This is a genomic window from Pseudomonas sp. 09C 129 (assembly GCF_002843625.1).
Classification (GTDB): Bacteria; Pseudomonadota; Gammaproteobacteria; order Pseudomonadales; family Pseudomonadaceae; genus Aquipseudomonas; species Aquipseudomonas chlororaphis.
This window is the reverse complement of sequence record NZ_CP025261.1, coordinates 1,522,208-1,541,702: the sequence shown is the minus strand read 5'-3', so window position 1 is coordinate 1,541,702 and position 19,495 is coordinate 1,522,208. Positions and strand designations below refer to the sequence as shown.

At 63.1% G+C, this 19,495-nt stretch carries 18 protein-coding genes; 4 read left to right on the top strand and 14 right to left on the bottom strand.

The annotated features are described in order from the left end of the window. Positions 1–2: 2 nt before the first annotated feature. On the top strand, positions 3–275 hold the full coding sequence (locus CXQ81_RS07005; protein WP_101336850.1) for an HPr family phosphocarrier protein: 273 nt from the start codon (positions 3–5) through the stop codon (positions 273–275). Positions 276–305: 30 nt separating this feature from the next. Here CXQ81_RS07005 and CXQ81_RS07000 read toward each other — a convergent pair whose 3' ends face one another. From CXQ81_RS07000 to pmbA, 6 genes are all read right to left on the bottom strand, one after another. Then, complete coding sequence (locus CXQ81_RS07000; protein WP_101336849.1) at positions 306–1,199, bottom strand: ZIP family metal transporter; 894 nt, start codon at positions 1,197–1,199, stop codon at positions 306–308. Between the two features lie 32 nt (positions 1,200–1,231). Continuing rightward, entirely contained in the window at positions 1,232–1,843 is a 612-nt protein-coding gene (locus CXQ81_RS06995; RefSeq protein WP_009042191.1) for a superoxide dismutase, read from the bottom strand. Position 1,844: 1 nt separating this feature from the next. Continuing rightward, positions 1,845–2,294: a hypothetical protein gene (locus CXQ81_RS06990; protein WP_007929886.1), complete on the bottom strand. Its 450-nt coding sequence runs from the start codon at positions 2,292–2,294 to the stop codon at positions 1,845–1,847. Between the two features lie 27 nt (positions 2,295–2,321). Beyond that, a complete protein-coding gene (locus CXQ81_RS06985; protein WP_007929894.1) occupies positions 2,322–3,698 on the bottom strand; it encodes an aspartate ammonia-lyase in 1,377 nt (458 codons plus the stop codon). After that, positions 3,691–4,086: a hypothetical protein gene (locus CXQ81_RS06980; RefSeq protein WP_007929895.1), complete on the bottom strand. Its 396-nt coding sequence runs from the start codon at positions 4,084–4,086 to the stop codon at positions 3,691–3,693. The genes CXQ81_RS06985 and CXQ81_RS06980 overlap by 8 nt, the downstream gene beginning before the upstream one ends. Before the next feature lie 248 nt (positions 4,087–4,334). Continuing rightward, complete coding sequence (gene pmbA, locus CXQ81_RS06975) at positions 4,335–5,681, bottom strand: metalloprotease PmbA (protein ID WP_007929896.1); 1,347 nt, start codon at positions 5,679–5,681, stop codon at positions 4,335–4,337. Between the two features lie 108 nt (positions 5,682–5,789). Between pmbA and yjgA the strand changes: the two genes are divergently transcribed. Then, complete coding sequence (gene yjgA / locus CXQ81_RS06970; RefSeq protein ID WP_025806420.1) at positions 5,790–6,311, top strand: ribosome biogenesis factor YjgA; 522 nt, start codon at positions 5,790–5,792, stop codon at positions 6,309–6,311. Positions 6,312–6,359: 48 nt separating this feature from the next. Here yjgA and tldD read toward each other — a convergent pair whose 3' ends face one another. The 8 genes from tldD to mreB all read right to left on the bottom strand — a co-directional run bounded on the left by tldD (position 6,360) and on the right by mreB (position 17,529). Beyond that, positions 6,360–7,802 carry a metalloprotease TldD gene (gene tldD / locus CXQ81_RS06965; protein ID WP_007929903.1) on the bottom strand — a complete coding sequence of 481 codons (1,443 nt, stop codon included), beginning with the start codon at positions 7,800–7,802 and terminating at the stop codon, positions 6,360–6,362. A gap of 27 nt (positions 7,803–7,829) precedes the next feature. After that, entirely contained in the window at positions 7,830–8,669 is an 840-nt protein-coding gene (locus CXQ81_RS06960; RefSeq protein ID WP_009042186.1) for a carbon-nitrogen hydrolase family protein, read from the bottom strand. A gap of 58 nt (positions 8,670–8,727) precedes the next feature. Next, complete coding sequence (locus tag CXQ81_RS06955) at positions 8,728–12,531, bottom strand: YhdP family protein (RefSeq protein ID WP_101336848.1); 3,804 nt, start codon at positions 12,529–12,531, stop codon at positions 8,728–8,730. A 75-nt stretch (positions 12,532–12,606) separates the two neighbouring features. Beyond that, positions 12,607–14,064 carry a ribonuclease G gene (rng, locus tag CXQ81_RS06950; RefSeq protein WP_007929907.1) on the bottom strand — a complete coding sequence of 486 codons (1,458 nt, stop codon included), beginning with the start codon at positions 14,062–14,064 and terminating at the stop codon, positions 12,607–12,609. A 57-nt stretch (positions 14,065–14,121) separates the two neighbouring features. Continuing rightward, the gene (locus CXQ81_RS06945; RefSeq protein WP_101336847.1) at positions 14,122–14,721 is read right to left on the bottom strand and encodes a nucleoside triphosphate pyrophosphatase; all 600 of its coding nucleotides are present in this window, start codon (positions 14,719–14,721) and stop codon (positions 14,122–14,124) included. 43 nt (positions 14,722–14,764) lie between these two features. Next, a complete protein-coding gene (gene mreD / locus CXQ81_RS06940) occupies positions 14,765–15,241 on the bottom strand; it encodes a rod shape-determining protein MreD (protein WP_009042183.1) in 477 nt (158 codons plus the stop codon). Next, complete coding sequence (gene mreC / locus CXQ81_RS06935) at positions 15,241–16,350, bottom strand: rod shape-determining protein MreC (RefSeq protein WP_101336846.1); 1,110 nt, start codon at positions 16,348–16,350, stop codon at positions 15,241–15,243. Before mreC ends, mreD begins: the two co-directional genes overlap by 1 nt. Positions 16,351–16,491: 141 nt before the next feature. Beyond that, the gene (mreB, locus tag CXQ81_RS06930; protein ID WP_002555108.1) at positions 16,492–17,529 is read right to left on the bottom strand and encodes a rod shape-determining protein MreB; all 1,038 of its coding nucleotides are present in this window, start codon (positions 17,527–17,529) and stop codon (positions 16,492–16,494) included. A gap of 210 nt (positions 17,530–17,739) precedes the next feature. Here mreB and gatC point away from each other — a divergent pair, with 210 nt between their 5' ends. Both gatC and gatA read left to right on the top strand, forming a co-directional pair. Continuing rightward, positions 17,740–18,027, top strand: coding sequence for an Asp-tRNA(Asn)/Glu-tRNA(Gln) amidotransferase subunit GatC (gene gatC, locus CXQ81_RS06925; RefSeq protein ID WP_007929913.1), 288 nt, complete (start codon positions 17,740–17,742; stop codon positions 18,025–18,027). A gap of 16 nt (positions 18,028–18,043) precedes the next feature. Further along, positions 18,044–19,495, top strand: a complete 1,452-nt coding sequence (gatA, locus tag CXQ81_RS06920) for an Asp-tRNA(Asn)/Glu-tRNA(Gln) amidotransferase subunit GatA (protein ID WP_007929915.1) — start codon at positions 18,044–18,046, stop codon at positions 19,493–19,495.

Here is a 19,495-nt window from a genome sequence, read left to right as displayed (position 1 = left end):
CGATGCCTGCTCTGGAAATTGAAATCATCAACAAACTGGGCCTGCATGCCCGTGCCTCGGCAAAGTTCGTCGGCGTGGCCGGTCAGTTTCCTTGCCAGATCCGCGCAGGGAAAACGCCGGAGTCGATGGTCGACGGCAAGAGCATCATGGCAATGATGATGCTGGCCGCCGGCAAGGGCACCAGGATTCATCTGAAGACCGAAGGCGAACAGGAGCAGGAAGCGCTGGAAGCGCTGGTGGCACTGATCAACAACTTCTTCGACGAAGGCGAGTAAGGTCGGCAGGGCAAACCTCCCGAAAGGTACTCAAGCGAGTGCCGTATCCATGACCATCATCAAGCAAAAGCCGACACACAAGCCCAGGCTGGCCAGCTTCTCATGACCGTTGCGTCGGGATTCGGGAATCACTTCATGGGTCACCACCAGCAGCATCGCCCCCGCCGCCAACGCCAGCCCGAGCGGCAACAGCATCTCGGCCAGGCTCACCAGCCACGCACAAAGCAACGCGAACACCGGCTCCACCAGGCCTGAAGCGGCGCCGATCAGGAATGCCTTGACCCTGGACATGCCGGCGCCAGCCAGCACCAAAGCAATCACCAGCCCTTCCGGCACATCCTGCAAGGCGATGCCCATGGCCAGGCTGTCCGCCTCCGGCATGCCGCCGCCCGCAGACACACCCACGGCCATTCCTTCGGGAATGTTGTGGGCGATGATGGCAAACACAAACAGCCAGATTCGCGGCGGGATGACCGGATGCTCAAGGGTACCCACCAGTTTCTCCGGGTTGCCCCCCGAGACTTTGCGGTCCACCAGAAACAACCCCAAGGCACCGAGCATGATGCCGAAGCTGATCAGGCCACTCGAAGCCCAGGGCGACAGTCCGAGTTTTTCCGCCGCGGCAATCCCGGGCACGATCAACGAAAAGGCCGTAGCCGCCAGCATCACCCCGGCGCCGAATCCCAATAGGGCGTCACTCAGCGCCAGCGGCATCTTGCGAATGACCAGCACTGGCACTGCCCCCAGCGCGGTTCCCAGGGCACAGACCGCCCCACCCTGCAATGCACGCAACAAGCGCGGCTCCAGGTCCAGCCAGGACAAGCCCTGGGCAACCAGCAATGCAGTACCCGCCAACAGCAACAGCGAACCGAATGCGTAACGAAACATCCGCCCGCTGCTGATCGTCAGTGTTTCAGTGCCCATAGTCAGCCTTAGGTCTTTTTACAGGAGGGTGCTCAAACCAGTGCGGCCTGGTAGCGCTGGGCTACTTCAGGCCAATTGATCACGTTGTAGAACGCATTGATGTATTCCGGCCGCCGGTTCTGGTAACGCAGGTAATAGGCGTGCTCCCACACGTCCAGACCGAGAATCGGGGTATTGCCGTTCATCAACGGGCTGTCCTGGTTGCCGCTGCTCTCGACGACCAGGGTCTTTTGCGGGGTCACACTGAGCCAGGCCCAACCGCTGCCGAAACGCGTGAGCGCGGCCTTGGTGAAGGCCTCCTTGAAACTCTCGAAACCGCCCAGCTGCTCGTCGATCGCCTGGCCCAGCGCACCGTTCGGCTTGCCTCCGCCGCTCGGCGCCATCACCGCCCAGAACAGCGAATGGTTGGCGTGACCACCGCCCTGGTTGATCACCGCTGCACGCAGCTTCTCCGGCAATTGCTGGACCCCGGCCACCAGTTTTTCCACCGACCAGTCGGCCCATTCGGTGCCTTCCACGGCCGCGTTGAGGTTGTTGATGTAGGTCTGGTGATGCTTGGTGTAGTGAATTTCCATGGTCTGCGCATCGATGTGCGGTTCCAGGGCGTCGTAGGCGTAGGGCAATGCAGGCAAGGTAAAGGACATATCAATGTGCTCCGTAATGAGGGGCATTCGGGGTCGCGGTGCCGGCAGTCGATTGCGCGACATTGCTCTCCAGCAGGCGATGCGTACGGGGGTATTCACCGTGCTCACTGATGAAGTTGAGCAACTCGACATAGGTCTTGCTGCTCTGGCGCAGCGCGGCTTCCCGCAGCGCCGGCGCCAGGCGGCTGTCCTGCATGGTCTGCAACAACCGCTGATGGATGGCGCAGAGGTACTCCGCGCTCTCCTCCGGCTGGTTCAGGCGCAGGTGCAGGTCCGCCAGGTTGTGATGGGAGATGACACAAGCCGCCACCGCTTCGTCGGCATCGCTCCAGCGCTCGAACAACACCTGCGCCAGGGCCAGGGCCTGCAAGTAATACTCGCGGGCATCCACCAGGTCGCCCTGCATGAAGAAACGGTTTGCCCTTTCGATCGTGCGTTTCCAGTGCTCCATGGTGAACCTCCAAAGCAATGTCGGGATTTACACGCCGCCCGCGGTGAGTTTTTCCGGGTCGAGCAGGATCTCCAGCTGGCTGCGTGACAGATCAGTGTGTTCAAGGGCGACATCGATCACCGGGCGCCCCTGCTTGTAGGCGGTCTTGGCGATTTCAGCGGCCTTCTGGTAGCCGATGATCGGGTTGAGCGCCGTGACCAGGATCGGGTTGCGCGACAGCGCCTCCTTGAGCTTGGGCTCGTTGACCTTGAAGCTGGCAATCGCCTTGTCCGCCAGCAGGCGGCTGGAATTGGCCAGCAACTCGATGCTGCTCAACAGGTTCTGGGCGATGATCGGCAGCATGACGTTCAGCTCGAAGTTGCCCGACTGCCCCGCCACCGTGATCGTGGTGTCGTTGCCGATCACCTGGGCCGCCACCATCGCCGTGGCCTCCGGAATCACCGGGTTGACCTTGCCGGGCATGATCGAAGACCCCGGCTGCAGCCCTTCCAGCTCGATTTCGCCGAGGCCGGCCAACGGCCCGGAGTTCATCCAGCGCAGGTCGTTGGCGATCTTCATCAAGGTGACCGCGATAGCCTTGAGCTGGCCCGAGACCGCCACCGCGGTGTCCTGGGAGCCGATCAGGGCGAACAGGTTCTTGCCCGGGGTGAACTGCACCTGGGTCAGGCTGCTCAACTGCCGGCTGAAACCCGCGGCGAACTGCGGGTGAGCGTTGATCCCGGTGCCCACGGCCGTGCCACCCTGCGCCAGGGATTGCAGGCTCGGCAGCAGATCCTGCAGGTGACCGATATTGGCCTTGAGCTGCTGCGCCCAGCCTTCCAGCACCTGGCTCATACGCACTGGCATCGCGTCCATCAGGTGGGTGCGGCCGGTCTTGATGAAGGGATGGACCTCGACCGCCTTGCGCTCGATGACTTGCACCAGATGCACCAGCGCCGGCAGCAGTTGTTCGTGCAAGCCCAGCGCGGCGCTGACGTGGATGGTGGTCGGAATGATGTCGTTGCTGCTCTGCCCGCAGTTCACATGGTCGTTGGGGTTGACCGGTTCGCCGAGCAAACGGCTGGCCAGGGTGGCAATGACTTCGTTGGCGTTCATGTTGGAACTGGTGCCGGAACCGGTCTGGAAGATATCCACCGGGAAATGCTGCATGAAGTCACCTTCCAGCAGGCCCTGGGCAGCGTCGACTATGGCCTTGCCCTGGGATTCGCTCAGTTGCTTGAGTTCGACGTTGGCCTTGGCCGCGGCCGCCTTGGCCAGGATCAGCGCACGGATGAACTGCGCCGGCATGCGCTGGTGGCTGATGGGAAAGTTATCCACCGCGCGCTGGGTCTGTGCGCCATACAGCGCCTGCTCCGGAACATGCAGTTCGCCCATGCTGTCGCGTTCGATACGGGTATTACTCATCGGGAAATCCTTGCACCAGTTCGATAAGGGGAATGGATGGCAGCAACGAGCAGGTCGCCAACTGCCAGGCATGGCTTTGCCAGCGCTTGAGCCGGCATTTGCAGAAAGACAGGCGTTCCAGGTCACGCAACGGGCGCCAGGCCTGGTCCAGGCACTGGCTGCGCCAATGCCAGGGCAGCGCGGTATCGGTGGCGGTATCGAGCAGCAGGCGGAATGAAGTTTCGGCGATCAGCCAGGGCGAGGTGGCGGTGCAACACGCCAGATAGCGCCCTTCGGCCAGGTAATGCTCGATCAGGCGCGGCTCGTCCGGATCGAGGGCACAACGGATCTGGCGACTCATCCAACGCCAGCTTTCGAGGTAAGGCTGCTCGTGCAAGGCAGAACTCATGACCTGGGCTCATTCGATAATGAGATTTATTATTATATGATATTGAGAATCAAAACAAGCTCGCCCCCCCCTCCCTGTAGGAGCGAGCTTGCTCGCGATAGCGTTTTTTCAGACAAGGATGCGGCGCCAAGCAATGCGCTTCGCGAGCAAGCTCGCTCCTACCTGGATCGTCAACGTTCAAAAAAACCGGGCAATAAAAAAGCGCGCGCCCCGGACGGGACGCGCGCTTTCGCTGACGCCGTTACGACTTAGCTGCCAGCGACCGTCATGCGTTCGATCAATACCGAACCGGTGCGGATGTTGCTGCGCAACTCCAGATCGTTACCGACGGCGATGATCTGCTTGAACATGTCACGCATGTTGCCGGCAATGGTCACCTCCTGGACAGCGAACTGGATTTCGCCATTTTCCACCCAGAAACCGGCCGCGCCCCGGGAATAATCGCCGGTGACCATGTTCAGCCCGTGGCCCATCAGTTCGGTGACCAGCAGGCCCCGGCCCATGCGGCGCAGCAAGGCCGCCTGGTCTTCCTCGCCATGGGTGACGAACAGGTTGTGCACGCCACCGGCGTTGGCGGTGCTGGGCAGGCCGAGCTTGCGCCCGGAATAAGTTCCCAGCACGTAGGACACCAGTTCGCCGTTCTCGACGAAAGGCTTGGCGTAAGTGGCCAGGCCATCGCCGTCGAACGCCGAACTGCCCAGGGCGCGCATCAAGTGCGGACGCTCATCGATGGTCAGCCACTCGGGGAACAGTCGCTGCCCCAGCGCACCCTCGAGGAAGGACGATTTGCGGTACAGGTTGCCGCCGGAAATCGCTCCCAGGAAGCTGCCGAACAGGCCGCCGGCCAGTTCCGCGGAAAACAGCACCGGCACTTCGCAGGTCGGCACCGGGCGGGCGCCCAGGCGGCTCGCAGCACGTTGCGCGGCGCGCTGGCCGATGGTCACCGGGTCCGTCAACAGATGGCCCTGACGATTAACGTCATACCAATAGTCACGCTGCATCTGGCCGTCGGCCTCGGCGATCATCACGCAACTCAAGCTGTGCCGAGTCGAAGCATAACCGCCGATAAAACCGTGGCTGTTGCCGTACACACGGCAGCCCTGGTGGGTGCTCAGGGTGGTGCCGTCAGCGTTCTTGATCCGGCTGTCGGCGGCAAAAGCCGCAGCCTCACAGGCCAGCGCCTGCTCGATGGCTTGCTCCGGGGTTATGTCCCAGGCGTGGAACAGGTCGAAGTCCGGCACGTCCCGGGCCATCAGGGCGGCATCGGCCAACCCCGAGCTTTCGTCTTCCGAGGTGTGTTTGGCGATGGCCAGGGCCGCGGCGACGGTTTCGCGAATCGCCTCGGGACCACTGGCCGAGGTACTGGCCGAGCCCTTGCGCTGGCCGACATAGAGCGTGATGCCAAAGCCCTGGTCGCGATTGAACTCGACGGTTTCCACTTCCCGCTGGCGAACCGAAGTCGACAGGCCCTGCTCCAGAGAAACCGCCACTTCGCAGGCACTGGCACCCTGGCGCTTGGCCTCGGCGATGATCTGCTCGACTTGTTCCTGCAGTGCCGGCAAAGCCTGCGGGCCGACGCTTTGTGCTGCACTCATGGTTTTCTCCACTCAAATTCTGCTTTCGGTTAAGGCCTTCGAGCGACCGGGCCGGACAAGCGGCCCCCGACTGGTTATCATGGCGGCGTTTCTTTGCGGACTGCCACCATGGTTGATTCTTACGACGACTCCCTCGATGGGGAGAAAAGCAAATCCCAGGTCAAACGCGAGCTGCATGCTCTGGTTGATCTCGGCGAGCGCCTTACAACACTCAAGCCCGACTTGCTGAACAAACTGCCGTTGACCGACGCCCTGCGCCGGGCCCTGGCGGATGCGCCCAAGCATGTCGCCCATATCGCGCGCAAACGCCACCTGCAATTCATCGGCAAGCTGATGCGCGATCAGGACACCAGCGCGATCCTGGTGCTGCTGGACCAACTCGACGCCTCGACTCGCCAGTACAACGAACGTTTCCATGGCCTGGAGCGCTGGCGCGATCGCTTGATCGCGGGCGATGACGCGGTCCTGGAAAAGTTCGTCACCGACTATCCAGAAGCGGATCGTCAGCAGCTGCGCTCCCTGATCCGTCAGGCCCAGCATGAGGTGGCCCATAACAAGCCGCCTGCCTCCAGCCGTAAAATCTTCAAATACATCCGCGAGCTGGACGAGACTCAACGCGGCCTGCGCTGAGCCTCGACTCGGGTGGGTTGCCCGGCAACTCACCCGCCGCTTCACGTCTTAAGCGCCCGTGCCTCCCACGGTGATCGCATCGATCTTCAAGGTCGGCTGGCCGACACCCACCGGCACCGACTGCCCATCCTTGCCACAGGTCCCCACACCACTGTCCAGCGCCAGGTCGTTACCGACCATCGACACCCGGCTCATGGCTTCCGGCCCGTTGCCGATCAGGGTCGCGCCCTTGACCGGGGCGGTGATCTTGCCGTCTTCGATCAGATACGCCTCGCTGGTGGAGAACACGAACTTGCCACTGGTGATGTCCACCTGACCACCACCCAGATTGGCGCAATAGATACCCTTTTTCACCGAAGCAATGATTTCCGCCGGATCGCTTTCGCCACCCAGCATGTAGGTGTTGGTCATGCGCGGCATCGGCAGGTGCGCATAGGATTCGCGGCGACCGTTGCCGGTGCGGGCCACGCCCATCAGGCGGGCATTGAGTTTGTCCTGCATGTAGCCCTTGAGCACACCGTTCTCGATCAGGGTGGTGCATTCGGTCGGGGTGCCTTCGTCATCGATGCTCAGCGAGCCGCGCCGCCCGGCCAGGGTGCCGTCGTCGACGATGGTGCAGAGTTTCGAGGCCACCATTTCGCCCATGCGACCGCTGTAGGCCGAGCTGCCCTTGCGGTTGAAATCGCCTTCCAGGCCATGCCCCACTGCTTCGTGCAACAGCACGCCGGACCAGCCCGAACCCAGTACCACCGGCAAGGTGCCGGCTGGCGCGGGGATGGCTTCCAGGTTGACCAGGGCCTGGCGCAATGCCTCACGGGCATACCCCATGGCACGGTCTTCACTGAGGAAATAACGGTAGTCGGTACGCCCGCCGCCGCCATGGCCGCCACGCTCGCGGCGACCGTTCTGCTCGACGATCACGCTGACGTTGAAGCGCACCAAAGGCCGCACATCCGCCGCCAGGCCACCATCGGTGGAGGCCACCAGGATGCGCTCCCAGACCCCGGCCATGCTGACGCTGACCTGCTGGATACGTGGATCGAGAGCACGGGTCGCGGCGTCGACACGCTTGAGCAGCTCGACCTTTTCCGCGCGGCTGATGACTTCCAGGGGGTTGTCCGGCGCATACAGCTGGGCCACGTCCTGGGTGGTAAAGGCCTGCACGGTACCGTTCTGCCCGGCGCGGGAAATCGAGCGTGCGGCCCTGGCAGCCAGGCCGAGCGCTTCGAGGGTGATGGCATTGCTGTAGGCAAAACCGGTTTTCTCACCCGATTGCGCCCGCACGCCAACGCCCTGGTCCAGATTGAAGCTGCCTTCCTTGACGATGCCGTCTTCCAGCGACCAGGACTCGGAAATCTGCCCCTGGAAATACAGGTCGGCGGCATCGATACCCGGGCCGGCCAGATCGCCGAGCACGCCCTGCAGGCTTTCCAGGGTCACGCCACCGGGCGCCAGAAGGTGTTCACTGACAGAAGATAACAACCCGCTCATATGCTTTACGCCTTAAATTCGTCGTTCTTAAGCAAGTCGCTGCGCGCCTTGCGAGAAAAAGCGCCGGTGACTGGCCACCGGCATGCGCGCCCGGATGGACGCCTGTTCGCTGCTGTCGCGCTCGGCCAGCAGCACGGCCTCGCCTTGATCCTGCTGCGCCAGCACCCGGCCCCAGGGGTCGACGATGGCCGCATGGCCGAAGGTCTCCCGGGGCCCCGGATGAATGCCGCCTTGCGCCGCCGCCAGCAGGTAGCACTGGGTTTCGATGGCCCGGGCGCGGATCAATACGTCCCAATGCGCCGCGCCGGTCACGGCGGTGAACGCCGAAGGAGCGCTGATCAGCTCCGCCCCGGCGGCTCGCAATTCGCTGTACAGCTCCGGAAAACGCAGGTCGTAGCACACGGTCAGGCCAACCCGGCCCACCGGCGTATCCGCCACCACCACCTGCTCTCCATGAGCATAGTCATCCGACTCACGGTAACGGCCGCGATTGTCGGCCACGTCGACGTCGAACAGATGCAGCTTGTCGTAACGCGCCACTTGCTCGCCATGCTCGTCGATCAGCAGCGAGCAGGCCCGGGCCTTGGTCTCCGGCTGATCCACCGGAGGCAGCGGCAAGGTACCGGCGACTATCCATAACTTGAGGTCGCGGGCGGCCTGTTTCAACCAGGGCAGGATCGGGCCTTCGCCCCGGGCCTCCGCCCGACCGATGGCCGCCGCATCGCGGCGCCCCATGGCGGCGAAGTTCTCCGGCAGCACGGCCAGTCGCGCACCGCCGGCAGCAGCCTGCTCCAGCAGTTGGCGCGCCTGCTGTAGATTGGCCAGCACGTCGCTCTGGCTGACCATCTGAATCACCGCAAGAGACATGGCGCACTCCAGGTTGGATATGTGGCCATGCTACTCCATAGGCCCGGGCCGCGGTTTTTCAAAAAGGTTTGTCGAAGGTGATTTTCGGGTCCTTCCAGGGCCCCTTGACGCTGTACTGGACGCTGGCGAAGCGCGACACCCGGTCGCCGATCAGCTTGTCGATCAGGAACAGCGCCCCGCCGACCGCCGGCGCACCGACGATCAGCGCGGCGATCGGCAGGTTGTTGGTCACCGGCAGCGTCACCAGCAGCTTCGAATCCACCTGGTCGGCCACCAGATCCAGGGTGCCATTGAGTTCCAGGTTGCTCGACGGCCCGGTCAGGGTGATGGGTTCGCGGGTCACGTAGACACCGTTGCTGGCCACCAGCAAACCCTTGACCCGGTCGTAGCTCAGGCCCTTGCCGAACAGGTCGGAGAAGTCCAGGCGCAGGCGCCGGCCGATGGAATTGAAGTTCAGCAGGCCGAATACCCGCAAGGCCTGCGCCCCGCCTTCGACTTCCACGAACTGGCCCTTGCGCAGGGTCGCATCCAGGCTGCCCGAGAACCGCTTGGGCCCGACCCAGGCCGGCGAGCCAGGCCAGCGCCCGTCCACATCCAGGTGGAACTCTTCACTGGTCACGGTCGGCGCAAAGCCCCAGCCCTTGAGCACGTCCGCCAGGTTCTTGCCGCCCAGGCGGCCTTTGTACCAGCTGGTGGCCGCGCCGGGTTCGCCTTCCCAGCCGCCGGAGCCTTGCAGGACCATGCCCTTGAGGCCCAGGTCGAGGCTGTTGAAAGCCATGCCCTTGGCGGTCGGGCGCACTTTCAGCGACCAGGCGCCGATCAGGTCGTTGCCCTGGTACAGCTGATTGATCGAGAGATCCAGCGCCGGGACTTTCTTCGGGTCGACCGAGACCAGCGGGTCCGGCGCGTTTTCGTCGGCCTGCACCGTCGGATCGGCGGCCGGCAGGCGCACATATTGCAGATTGATCGCCATCGGCGCCGCCTTGGCATCGGGAATCGCCACGTTGCCCTTGGCTTGCTGGCTGTCGAGCTGCAGGGCCCAGGAGGACGGCTTGCGCGTCAACTGCACGCGGGCCTCGTCCAGGGTCGTGCCGAAACCGCTGAGCTTGCCGACCCGGAAGTCGGCGCCGCTGAGCAGCTGCTTGGCGCTACCGCCCGCGTCCTGCCCGGCATACCGATCGACCAGCGCCTTCCACGGCTCCACGTCCAGTTCCGACAGCACGCCGCGTACCCGCAGGCCCTTGGCCCCCGGCAGCACGGCATCGCCCTCGCCGAGGAACAACTCGCCACGGCCATCGGCAAAATTGCCGCTCGGCGCGGCGAAAGTAAAGTTGGCCAGATCGCCGTAATCGAACCAGTAACGCCGCTCGGCGCCCTGCAAGGTCATGCGCAATACGCTGTCACGTCCCTGGCCGGCCGCCATGCCGAAAGGCGCTGGCAAGTCGACGGCAACCCCCTTGAGGCTGGAGCTGACCATCAGTTGGCTGTCCGCGCCATCGAGGTTGAGCTGCAACTGGTAGGGAATGTCGCCGGAAACCGGCAGTGGCTGGTTGTATTTCAGCCACTCCGTGAGCTTATTGACCGACACCTGGCCCTTGGCAACGACCCGGGTATCGAGCTTGCCGGGGCGACCGTCGGCAAAGATCTGCGCGGTCACCGGGCGCTCGAAGGCCTGGGCGCTGATGCCCTGGCCGCTCAGCCCTTTGCTGCTGTCGAAGCGAAAATCGCCCTTGAGCTGGCTCAACTCCAGCTCCGGCTCGCTCAACTTGAGCCGTGCCTTGCTGGTCTTGAAGTCCACCAGCACCTTCGGTTCTTCTCCCTTGACCAGCGGGATATCCAGTTTCAGCTTGCCCTGCAGGTCGCCATCGCCCTGCCAGCCGGCAAAGGTCGGGCCCGTGCCGATCGGCGCTTCCTGAAGGATCTTCAAGCCATCGCCCAGGCCGCCGGCGAACTCGCCGTCGATAAACATGTGGGGGCTTTGCCCGGCGGGCACATGGGGAATATTGACGTAGACATCCTTCACCTGGGTGTCGAGCAACTGACCCTGGCTGGCCAGGATGCGCACGCCGCTGTCCTCGATGAACACATCGCCGCTGACCTTGCCGATGTGCGGCCAGCCCGGCTGGAAGGCCAGCTCGGCATCGTGCACCTTGAAGAACAGGCTGATGCTGCGCGCGGTGTCGGCTGCACCATGGTTCAGCGAACCCTGGTACTGGAAGAAACCTTCATCCACCGCGCCCTTGAGGATTGCCGTGCGCAGCCATTCGTCCAGGGCCGGGCTGAGCACCTCGGGCAGGTACTTGGCGGTATAACGACCGTCGCCATCGACCAGACCGACCCGCAGGTCCATATAGTCTTCCTGGGTGTGGTCGAAATGCAGGCGGATCAGGAAGTCGCCGGCGATCTTGCCCTCCTCGCCCAGGACCTTGAGGTACGGCGCGATCAGGGTGAACCCCTGCTGATCGAGCTTCCAGGTCAGCCGGGCATTGGCCTGCAGGTATTGCCAGGGCTTGGCGAAGATCGGGTCCAGGTGCAAGGCAAAGTCCTTGCTGTCCATGCGCAGCTCGCCCTGCCCCAGGTCGCCGCTGATGCTGCCGCTGACGTTACGGGCCGCCGGCGCGCCGCGATAGGCGTTGAACCCGATCTGCTCCAGGTTGGCGGCAAAACTCAGGCGCTGATCGCCGCTGACCTGCGGCCGGAAGTCGAACAGGATGTTGCGCAGCGCGCCCGTGACCTTGAGGCTGTCGATGAGGGTCGCGACCTTTTCCGACAACGGCGCCCAGGCATCCAGGACCGGCGTGATCGGCGTCAGGTCGAGGCGGTCGGCCTGCAAGTGCCAGAGTTCTTCGGCACTGTTGACGGTACCGGTCTGCTGCAGGTGCAGGCGGGACTCCCAGCGCGTCTCGCCGATGTTCATGGCCAGCGAGTCGAAGGCGACGCTGAGGCCCTGCTCGTTGCGCTGGAAATAGGCATTGAGCGCCAGGTTCTTCACGGTGACCGGTTTGCGCTCGTCATAGGCCCCGCTGACCTGCGGCGCGTTCAGGCGCGCGACCATGCTCTGCAGCAGGCCATCGCCCCAACTGAGCCAGAACTCGCCACCAGCCTTGAGTTCGGAGAACGTCCACTGTTGGGTCACGCGCGGCGGCAGCCATTTCGCCCAGTCGCTTTGCGGCAGGCTCAGGTAAGCGTCGGCCTGCCCTTCGCGCCAGGCGCTGGCGCGGATTCGCGTGCGCAAGCTGACAGCCAGAGGCTGACCGTCCGGCAGGGTCAGGCGCGCATCCAGGCGTTGACGGCTGGGGCCAACACGCAGATTGAGGCCGACGTAGGTCAAGGCAATCGCGGGATGATCGAGCGGTTGCAGGGTCACCTGGCTGTCGAGCACCGACAGCTCACTGACCATCTGCATGCGGTTGAGCAACTGCTCGGGGTCGAGAGGCTGGTTATCCTGCACCGGCAGACCCTCGAGCGCCCAGCGCCCATCCGGACCTTCCTTCAGGCTCAGGTTGAGGCCGCTGAATTCAAGGTGTTTGACCCGCAGTTGGCGCGCCAGGGCACTGCCAGGCAGGTCGGGCGCCACCCGCACCTGATCCAGGCGCAAGGCGTTGGCGCCCTCGCCGACTGTCACATCGTGGGCCAGCAGGATGGGCGAGAAACCGCTCCAGTTGCCTTCCAGCCGACCGATCTGCACCGGCATGCCCAAGGCTTCCTGAGCCTTGGCCTGGACCTCGGCACGATATTCGGCCACCAGCGGGGTCAGCTCCCGACCCAGGCTGACGTACAAGGCCGTCAGCACCAGCAGTAACGCACAAAGCCCCAGCCCCCAGCGGGTCAGAGCAGCGAGAAAGCGCATCAGACGCTCCATGTCAGTTGGCCCCCGTGGCAAGAGTCATGTGAAAACCGGGGCCAGCTGTATCCGGTAAATGTAGGGTACGCGGACTCAGAGCAGCACCACGTCGTATTGTTCCTGGGAATACATGGTTTCGACCTGAAAACGGATGGTCCGGCCGATAAAGGCCTCCAACTCCGCGACGTTGCCCGACTCTTCGTCGAGCAGCCGGTCGACCACTTTCTGGTTCGCCAGGACCCGATAACCTTCGGCCTGATAGGCCCGCGCCTCACGCAGGATTTCCCGGAAGATTTCGTAGCAGATGGTTTCCGGGGTTTTCAGCTTGCCGCGGCCCTGACAGCTGCTGCAGGGCTCGCAGAGCACCTGCTCAAGACTTTCCCGGGTACGCTTGCGGGTCATCTGCACCAGGCCCAACTCGGTAATACCAATGATGTTGGTCTTGGCGTGATCGCGCTCCAGCTGTTTTTCCAGAGTGCGCAGCACCTGGCGCTGGTGTTCTTCATCTTCCATGTCGATGAAGTCGATGATGATGATCCCGCCCAGGTTGCGCAGGCGCAGCTGGCGGGCAATGGCGGTCGCCGCTTCGAGATTGGTCTTGAAGATGGTCTCTTCGAGGTTGCGGTGACCGACGAAAGCCCCGGTGTTGACGTCGATGGTGCTCATGGCTTCCGCCGGGTCGACCACCAGGTAACCGCCGGACTTGAGCGGTACCTTGCGTTCCAGGGCTTTCTGGATTTCATCTTCGACGCCATACAGGTCGAAGATCGGCCGCTCGCCCGGATAGTGTTCCAGGCGATCGGCGATTTCCGGCATCAGTTCGGCGACGAACTGCGTGGTTTTCTGGAAGGTTTCCCGGGAATCGATGCGGATCTTCTCGATCTTCGGGCTGACCAGGTCACGCAGGGTACGCAGGGCCAGGCCCAGGTCTTCGTAAATGACGCTGGGGGCGCCGATGGTCTTGATCTGCGCGCCGATCTGGTCCCACAAGCGGCGCAGGTAACGGATGTCCATCATGATTTCGTCGGCGCCCGCGCCCTCGGCGGCGGTACGCAGGATGAAACCACCGGCTTCCTTGATGCCTTCCTGAGCCACGCAATCGCTGACCACCTGTTTCAGGCGCTCGCGCTCGGCTTCGTCCTCGATCTTCAAAGAGATGCCGACATGGGCGGTGCGCGGCATGTACACCAGGTAGCGCGAAGGGATCGACAGCTGGGTGGTCAGGCGCGCGCCCTTGGAGCCGATCGGGTCCTTGGTCACCTGCACCACCAGGCTCTGCCCTTCATGGACCAGGGCGCCGATGCTTTCCACCGCCGGCCCTTCGCGCAGGGAGATTTCCGAGGCATGAATGAATGCCGCGCGATCCAGGCCGATATCCACGAACGCCGCCTGCATGCCGGGCAGAACCCGGACCACCTTGCCTTTATAGATATTGCCGACAATCCCACGACGCTGGGTCCGCTCGACATGGACTTCTTGCAGCACACCGTTTTCGACCACCGCCACGCGCGACTCCATCGGCGTGATGTTGATCAGAATCTCTTCACTCATGGCAGGGTCTCGTTCAGGCATATTCACTATGGATGGCCGCATCGGTAGGTACGGCGCTTAGCGCACTGCAAGGTTTTGCCAACAGGGTATGCCGAAATGGCCAAGTAGTTCTGCGGTTTCGCATACCGGCAAGCCGACGACAGCGGAATAACTGCCATTGAGCCCTGCCACGAATACCGCCGCAAGCCCCTGGATGCCATAGCCGCCAGCCTTGTCGCGGGGCTCGCCGCTGGCCCAGTAGCGGGCCGCCTCGTCATCGCCGATCGCCCGGAAGCGCACCAGGCTGCGGACCACCCGCGACTCGCAGCGCTGGCCATCGAGCACGGCAATGGCGGTCAGCACTTCATGTTCGCGATCCGACAGAGCCATGAGCATCGACTGCGCATCGGCCTGGTCCAGGGGCTTGCCCAGGATCTGCCCATCAAGTACCACCGCGGTGTCGGCGCCCAGGACACAGGCCGCAGACTGGCCATCGGCGATCAGCGCATACCCGGCCGCCGCCTTGTCGCGCGCCAGGCGCTCGACATAGGCCGCTGGGTTTTCATCGGGGAGAGGGGTTTCATCGATATCCGCGCTGATGGCGGTAAAAGGCACACCGATCTGCGTGAGCAGTTCCCGTCGACGCGGCGAGCCTGAGGCGAGGTAAAGCGATTTCATCAAGACATCTCCCTGTCGAGGTACGGGCAAATGCCTGACCGAATCAGTTGATTTTGAAACGTCGGCGCAACCCGCGCAAACCGAAGCTGACCCAAGGCCAGAGCAAGGCACTGACCAATGCCGGCAGCACCAGTGCAAGGGTCGGTTGACGGTTACCGGTCAAGGCGCTGAGCCACAGCTGGACCAGTTGCGCCAGGCCGAAGATCACCAGGATCACCAGGCTTTGCTGCCACATCGGGAACATGCGCAAGCGCTGTTGCAACGACAGCACCAGGAAGGTGATCAGGGTCAGGATCAGCGCGTTCTGCCCCAGCAATGTGCCGTACAGCACATCCTCGGCCAGCCCCAGGCACCAGGCCGTGACCATGCCGACCTTGTGCGGCAGGGCCAGGGCCCAGAACGCCAGCAGCAAGGCCAGCCAGAGCGGGCGCAGGATTTCCATGAATTGTGGCAAAGGCGACACGCTGAGCAGCATGCCGATGGCGAAGGTCAGCCAGACCATCCAGCCGTTTCGGGACATTATTCTCTTCCTCCCGTGGGGGCCGGGGCCGCTGCAGGCGGCTTGGGCGCGGCGGGTCTGGTGGCGGCTGGCTTGACCGGAGCCGGATGGGCCACGGGTTTGACCGGCGTCGTGGCGGCTGGCGTCGCGGGTGCAGCGGCTGGTGCGGCAGGAGCGGTCGCGGTGGCCGGCGTCGCGGGCACGACAGGCTTGGGCACGGTCGCCGGGACCACCGGCATGGCGGTGCCGCCCTGCTGGTCCTGCGCTTCCTGAGCCTGGGCGGCATCGTTGGCACGCTCTTCGGCGGTGCGGTTATCGCTGAACACCAGCAACAGGTAACGGCTGCGGTTCAAGGCGGCCGTCGGCACGGCCCGCACTATGGCAAATGGCTGGCCGGAGTCATGGATCACTTCCTTGACCGTCGCCACCGGGTAACCCGCCGGGAAACGCTGGCCCAGGCCGGAACTGACCAGCAAGTCGCCTTCCTTGATGTCCGCGGTGTCGGCCACATGACGCAGCTCAAGGCGTTCCGGATTGCCGGTACCGCTGGCAATCGCCCGCAGACCGTTGCGGTTCACCTGGACAGGAATGCTGTGGGTGGTGTCGGTGAGCAGCAGCACACGGGAGGTATAAGGCATCAGCTCGACCACCTGCCCCATCAGGCCACGGGCATCGAGCACCGGTTGCCCGAGCACCACGCCGTCGCGCTCACCCTTGTTGATGATGATGCGATGGGTGAAGGGATTGGGGTCCATGCCGATCAGCTCGGCCACTTCGACCTTCTCGTTGACCAGCGCGGAGGAGTTGAGCAACTCGCGCAGGCGAACGTTCTGCTCGGTCAAGGCGGCAAGCTTTTGCATGCGGCCCTGGAGCAACAGGTTTTCGGTCTTGAGTTTTTCGTTTTCGGCGACCAGTTCGGTGCGGCTGCCAAACTGGCTGGCCACACCCTGCCATAGCCGTTGTGGCAGGTCGGTGATCCAGTAGGACTGCATCAGCACCAGCGACATTTGGCTACGCACTGGCTTGAGCAGTGTGAAGCGGGCATCGACCACCATCAGCGCGACCGATAGCACGACCAGCACCAACAGGCGTACGCCCAATGAGGGGCCTTTGGCGAAAAGCGGTTTAATAAGCCGCTCCTCCCAGGCAAATGTTCTCTTTATTCATACGGCTTCAAACCGGCCTGGAGCAGAATGACAGAAGATAAACGCCAACAGGCAGCACTGCAAAGTGCTGCCTGCGAGCGGAACACATGGATGCATCCGGCGCGATTATTCGCTGGAGAGCAGGTCCATGGTGTGTTTGTCCATCATTTCCAATGCACGGCCACCGCCGCGGGCTACGCAGGTCAGCGGGTCTTCGGCGACGATCACCGGCAGACCGGTTTCCTGGGCCAGCAACTTGTCCAGGTCACGCAGCAGGGCGCCACCACCGGTCAGCACCAGACCGCGCTCGGCGATGTCCGAAGCCAGTTCCGGAGGCGATTGCTCCAGCGCGCTTTTCACGGCCTGAACGATGGTTGCCAGGGACTCTTGCAGAGCTTCCAGCACTTCGTTGGAGTTCAGGGTGAATGCGCGTGGCACGCCTTCGGCCAGGTTACGGCCACGAACGTCGACTTCACGGACTTCGCCGCCCGGGTAGGCAGTACCGATTTCCTGCTTGATGCGCTCGGCGGTGGATTCGCCGATCAGGCTGCCGTAGTTGCGACGCACGTAGGTGATGATCGCTTCGTCGAAACGGTCGCCGCCGACACGTACGGATTCGGCGTAAACCACACCGTTCAGGGAGATCAGGGCAATCTCGGTGGTACCGCCACCGATATCCACGACCATCGAACCGCGGGCTTCTTCGACCGGCAGGCCGGCACCGATCGCGGCCGCCATCGGCTCTTCGATCAGGAACACTTCACGGGCACCGGCACCGAGGGCCGATTCACGGATGGCACGACGCTCGACCTGGGTGGACTTGCATGGAACGCAGATCAGCACACGAGGGCTGGGCTGCAGAAAACTGTTTTCGTGAACCTTGTTGATAAAGTATTGCAGCATCTTTTCGCAGACACTGAAGTCGGCGATCACGCCGTCCTTCATCGGACGAATGGCAGCAATGTTGCCCGGAGTACGACCGAGCATGCGCTTGGCTTCGGTACCGACAGCCACGACACTTTTCTGATTACCGTGGGTCCGAATGGCCACAACCGATGGTTCATTCAGGACAATACCGCGCTCGCGCACGTAAATAAGGGTGTTGGCAGTGCCCAGGTCAATGGAAAGATCGCTGGAAAACATGCCACGCAGTTTCTTGAACATGGGAAAGGGACCCTAGGCAACGCGTGGGTAAAAAAGTGCGGCAAACTCTAACAACGACAGGGATTTTGGGCAAGGCGCCAATATGTTAAATTGACCGCTTTTCTGTGCACCAACCCCCACAATCGCGGCCTTATGACCGTAGAAATGCGGTAGTGTTCCGACAATCTAACACACGGACGAGATCCGTTCTGTTTTCCACTGGAGAATCCCATGGCGCTTGAACGCTCCGACGTGGAAAAAATCGCTCATCTGGCCAGCCTTGGCCTCAATGAAGCCGATCTTCCACATATCACCTGCGACCTGAACAGCATTCTCGGGCTGGTGGATGCAATGCAGGCAGTCGATACCGACGGTATCGAGCCCCTGGCCCACCCGCTGGAAGCCAGCCAGCGCCTGCGCGCAGACGTTGTGACCGAGTCCAATCATCGCGAGGCCTATCAGTCCATCGCACCAGCGGTCGAAAACGGCCTGTACCTGGTTCCGAAAGTCATCGACTAAAGGGAAAGAGCCTGCAATGCATCACATGACCCTGGCCGAGATCGCCCGCGGACTCGCCGACAAGAAGTTTTCCTCCGAAGAGCTGACCAAGACCCTGCTGGCGCGCATCACCCAGCTCGACCCGCAGCTCAACAGCTTCATCAGCCTCACCGAAGATCTCGCGCTGCAGCAGGCCAAGGCCGCTGACGCCCGTCGCGCGAACGGTGAGAGCGGCGCCCTGCTCGGCGCGCCGATCGCCCACAAGGACCTGTTCTGCACCCAGGGCATCCGCACCAGCTGCGGCTCGAAGATGCTCGACAATTTCAAGGCGCCCTACGACGCCACCGTAGTCGCCAAGCTGGCCGCCGCCGGGACCGTGACCCTGGGCAAGACCAACATGGACGAATTCGCCATGGGCTCGGGCAACGAGACCAGCTATTACGGCGCGGCGAAAAACCCGTGGAACCTGGAACGCGTTCCGGGCGGCTCGTCCGGCGGTTCGGCGGCCGCGGTCGCTGCGCGCCTGCTGCCTGCCGCCACCGGCACCGACACCGGCGGCTCGATCCGCCAGCCGGCTGCATTGACCAACCTCACCGGCCTGAAACCGACCTACGGTCGCGTTTCGCGCTGGGGCATGATCGCCTACGCCTCCAGCCTCGATCAGGGCGGCCCGCTGGCGCGCACCGCCGAGGACTGCGCGATCCTGCTGCAAGGCATGGCCGGCTTCGACCCGCAGGACTCCACCAGCATCGACGAACCGGTGCCGGACTACAGCGCCAGCCTCAACGGCTCGCTGCAGGGCCTGCGCATCGGCGTACCCAAGGAATACTTCAGCGCCGGCCTCGACCCACGCATCGCCGAGCTGATCCACAACAGCGTCAAGGAGCTGGAAAAGCTCGGCGCCGTGATCAAGGAAATCAGCCTGCCGAACATGCAGCACGCCATCCCGGCGTACTACGTGATCGCGCCGGCGGAAGCCTCCTCCAATCTGTCGCGTTTCGACGGCGTGCGCTTCGGCTACCGCTGCGAGAACCCGGCAAACCTGGAAGACCTGTACAAGCGCTCCCGTGGCGAAGGTTTCGGCAGCGAAGTGCAACGCCGGATCATGGTCGGTGCCTATGCCCTGTCGGCCGGTTACTACGACGCCTACTACCTGAAGGCGCAGAAGATCCGTCGCCTGATCAAGAACGACTTCATGGCTGCCTTTAATGAAGTCGACATCATCCTTGGCCCGACCACGCCGAACCCGGCCTGGAAAATCGGCGACAAGAGCAGCGACCCGGTCGCTGCGTATCTGGAAGACGTTTACACCATCACCGCCAACCTCGCGGGTCTGCCGGGCTTGTCCATGCCCGCCGGCTTCGTCGACGGCTTGCCGGTCGGCGTGCAACTGCTCGCCCCGTATTTCCAGGAAGGCCGTCTGTTGAACGTTGCCCACCAGTATCAGTTGAACACTGACTGGCATACCCGCACACCAACCGGCTTCTGA